This is a genomic window from Pacificimonas pallii (genome assembly GCF_019204005.1).
Classification (GTDB): Bacteria; Pseudomonadota; Alphaproteobacteria; order Sphingomonadales; family Sphingomonadaceae; genus Pacificimonas; species Pacificimonas pallii.
On sequence record NZ_JAGSPA010000009.1, the window covers coordinates 1 to 852 of the forward strand.

At 61.0% G+C, this 852-nt stretch carries 1 pseudogene; it reads right to left on the bottom strand.

The features are described 5' to 3' along the window. Positions 1–15: 15 nt before the first annotated feature. Positions 16–773 (bottom strand): annotated as a pseudogene (locus KCG44_RS14285) (IS5 family transposase). Positions 774–852: the final 79 nt, after the last annotated feature.

Genomic DNA, 852 nt, shown 5'->3' on the forward strand with positions numbered 1-852 from the left:
TAGGGTCCGGACTCATTAGATCGACCATGTGACGAAGGCTGCGATGGCGATGGTAGCCATGAAGGTCTTGATGTTGCGGTCGAAGCGTGTGGCAACGCGGCGCCAGTCCTTGAAGCGTCAGAACATGCGCTCGACGACGTTGCGCTGGCGGTAGATCTGGCGGTCGTGTTCGATCTTGACCTTGCGGTTAGACTTTGACGGAATGACCGGCGTGGTTCCGCGCTCGATCAGCCAGGAGCGCAAGGCGTTACTGTCGTAGCCCTTGTCGGCGACCAGATAGTCCGAGGGCGGCACGGCATTGATCGTCTGGATCGCGACCTTGGCATCATGCGTGTTGCCCGGCGTCAGCAGGAGGACGTGCGGGCGTCCTTTCTCGTCGCAGACTGCGTGGAGCTTGGTGTTCCGGCCACCTTTGGTGATGCCGATACCATGAGCCAAGGCCCCCCTTTTGCGCCACCGGCGGTGCGGTGAACCTTGATGCACGAACTGTCGATGAAGAGCCGGGATGGAACGCCGTCCACTCCGGCAAGCTGGGCGAAAATACGCTCCCACACACCGCGCTCGGCCCAGCGCCGGAAACGGTTGTAGAGCGTCTTCTTCGGCCCGTAGACATGCTCCGGACAATCACCCCAGCGGCCGCCGCTCTTCAGCGCGTGAACAATGCCGGAGAGCACCCGCCGATCATCGACCCGCGGCATGCCGCGCGTATCCTGCGGCAGAAGCGGCTCGATCCGCGCCCATTGCTCATCCGAAAACCAGAAGAAATCCGACATTCACAAAGCCTCCTTGCTGGAGACACGTGAATCACATCCTCGTCGCGCTGTGAATCATATTTATGGGTCCGGACCCTAG